The following is a 2,492-nucleotide window of genomic DNA, read 5'->3' as shown; positions in this document are numbered from 1 at the left end:
CGACGCCGTGTTTCCAGTACCCCGCGGGGCACGGCCTCGCACCCGCGCGCCGAGGCGTCCTGCTGGCGCGTGCCGCCGACGCCGGCACGGCGGTGTTCGAGGACGACTACGACAGCGAGTTTCGCGACGACAGTCAACCCCGGCCGGCGCTGGCCAGTGCGGCGGCGTCGCAGGGTGCGACCGTGTTGCACGCCGGCACCTTCTCGAAACTCATGTTTCCCGCGGTTCGGCTCGGCTGGATAGTGCTGCCCGCCGGACACCTGCCGGCCGCCATGGGGGTGATGCGCAGCCTCGGGGGGGGCCACAACGCGGTGCAACAGCGCGCCGTCGCGTCGCTGCTCGATGACGGCACCGTGGCACGGCACCTGGTGCGGGCGCGCGCCGAGTACGGTCGTCGACGTCGCGCGTTGATCTACACGCTGGCCCACAGTCCGCTGCGGTGCGTGACGGCAGTGGCGGCCTGAGCCTGGTGATCGACTTGCCTGCCCCTGTCGACAGGGGCCGCCTGGTGCGGGCGCTGCACGGGCACGGCCTCGGCGCGCAACCGCTCGAGGCGCTCGACCTCAATGCCGACAGTGCGGCGCCGTGTCGCGCGCTTGTGGTCGGCACCGGCAACCTCGACGTCGCGGACACCGTGTGTGCCGCAGGGCGCTTGATCGACGCGTGGCAGGCGGTGCACCCGCTGGCCTAGTGGTGGCGTAGCGGCCTGGTTTACCATCGCCCTCCCTGAGGCAGGACGGTGATCAGCGAACGTGGATGGCAGTTTTTTCACCACCGAAGACAACCGGTGGTTCACCCCGACGTCGCACAGCCGTGGCCCGTGGCACGTCGACCATTGCCACGCTGGGCCGCCGACGGCGCTGGCGGTGCGGGCGTTGGAGCAGGCCTTGCCAACGCAACGGCTGACCCGGATCACGGTCGACTTGTTGCGGCCCATCCCGCACGCCGGCTTCTCGGTCGACGCGGAGGTCCAGCGGGCCGGGCGCGGTGTGTCGCGAGCGGTCTGCCGTCTGCGAGATGCAGACGGCCGTGAGGTCACGACTGTGTCGGGCTTGTATATGATCGAGTCCAAGCCGCAGACGCTGCCGACCCAGCACGACGCGATTCCCGGTCCGGAGTGCGCTGCACCCGGCGGCTTTCCGATTGCCGTTCCGCTGCACACCGAACCGACCTTCGTCGGCGGGGTGGAAGTGCGGTACCCGGATGGCGAAGGTCCCGCACCGGGCCCGACCACGGTCTGGATGCGCACGGTGCCGATCCTGCCCGACGAAACGCCGTCGCCGTTTCAGCGCATCTGCCCGCTCGGAGACTGCGGCAACGCGTTCGGCCGCAACGCCAACGCCACCGACATCAGCTTCGTCAACCCGGACTTGACCATCGTCTTGCACCGCGACCCGGAGGGCGAGTGGCTCGGCATGCGCGCGATCGGGTTCTGGGAGGCCAACGGCATCGGCACGTCGGACGCGGCCCTATACGACCGACACGGCTGTGTCGGCCGCGCGATGCAGACGCTGTTCATCCGGCCGAGCTGATCGACTGCGAACCGTCCGCGTGGCCGACCAGCAACACCATCTCGCGCGATCCGGCTGACTCGAAAGGGCCGGCCTGCCAGTCGCCGTAGAGGGTGTGGATACGCAAGCCTGCAACCGCGAGGGCGAGCTCCAGCTCGGCGAGGCCGAAGAACCGCAGGTCGTCTGTGTGCGCAAGCACGGTGCCGTCGTTCAAGCGGTAGTGCTGCGTGACGCGAATGCTGCCGCCGGCGAGCCGCTCGGCTGCGGTGTGCTCGCTGACCGCCTGGCCGGACGCTGTGGTGGCGTGGGCCACGCGACCGGCCCACTCGGCCACCCAGTCGCGCCGCGGGTTGCGGCTCTCGAAGGCGAAGGTCCCACCGGGCGCGAGGACCTCGGCGACGGCCGCGAGCAGCCCGGCCAACTCGGTGTCGGTCCGCAGGCACTGCACGGCGTGCCCGGTGAGTGTGATCAGGTCGTACTGCGTGTCGGTCGGCAGCGTCGCCGCGTCGCCGTGGTGCCAGTGCACGCGGTCCGCAGCCGGCTTGCGTCGCCCGACCGCCAGCATGGTGTCGGACGGGTCGAGTCCGGTGACCGTGTGCCCCTGCGCCGCCAGCGCACAGGCGAGGGTACCGGTGCCGCTGCCGATGTCGAGCACGCGACAAGGCGCCCCGGCTGCGAGTCCCTCATAGAAAGCGTCGGCCGGCCCCCAGGGGTTGAAGCGGTCGTAGAGCGCGACCAGCGCGGCGGCGTGGTAGGCGGGCACCGGGACAGGGTGCTGGCTCACGCAACCGGCCCGCGTTGCGAGGCACCCACCGGCGCGGCGCGGCGCACTTCCGGGTTGAACACCGTGCCGAGCAGCACGCCGACAATCACGATGGCGGCGCCGGTCACTGTCGCGGTGCTGGGCACTTCGCTGAAGAACAGCCAGGCCCAGAAGGTCGCCCCGACGGTTTCCACCGGAAAGAACAAGGCCACATCGCT

Annotated in this window: 5 protein-coding genes; 3 read left to right on the top strand and 2 right to left on the bottom strand. The window is 70.7% G+C overall.

The window, feature by feature from the left end; genetic code table 11:
* The 3 genes from AAGA11_23065 to AAGA11_23055 form a co-directional block, all read left to right on the top strand.
* Positions 1–464: aminotransferase class I/II-fold pyridoxal phosphate-dependent enzyme (locus AAGA11_23065; protein ID MEM9605753.1), on the top strand; the 464-nt coding region annotated here is incomplete at its 5' end.
* Positions 440–691, top strand: coding sequence for a hypothetical protein (locus AAGA11_23060; protein MEM9605752.1), 252 nt, complete (start codon positions 440–442; stop codon positions 689–691). The genes AAGA11_23065 and AAGA11_23060, both read left to right, overlap by 25 nt.
* Positions 692–752: 61 nt before the next feature.
* Positions 753–1,532 (top strand): thioesterase family protein, encoded by a 780-nt coding sequence (locus tag AAGA11_23055; protein ID MEM9605751.1) that lies wholly within the window; start codon positions 753–755, stop codon positions 1,530–1,532.
* On the opposite strand, the gene AAGA11_23050 is transcribed toward AAGA11_23055, so the two are convergent.
* Positions 1,516–2,295, bottom strand: a complete 780-nt coding sequence (locus AAGA11_23050) for a methyltransferase domain-containing protein (GenBank protein MEM9605750.1) — start codon at positions 2,293–2,295, stop codon at positions 1,516–1,518. The two genes, AAGA11_23055 and AAGA11_23050, sit on opposite strands and share 17 nt — an antisense overlap.
* On the bottom strand, positions 2,292–2,492 hold a 201-nt coding region (locus AAGA11_23045; GenBank protein ID MEM9605749.1), incomplete at its 5' end, for a hypothetical protein. The genes AAGA11_23050 and AAGA11_23045, both read right to left, overlap by 4 nt.

The organism is Pseudomonadota bacterium (assembly GCA_039196715.1).
GTDB lineage: Bacteria > Pseudomonadota > Gammaproteobacteria > CALCKW01 > CALCKW01 > CALCKW01.
Note: the sequence above shows the minus strand (reverse complement) of the source record. Positions and strands in the feature narration are given on the sequence as shown.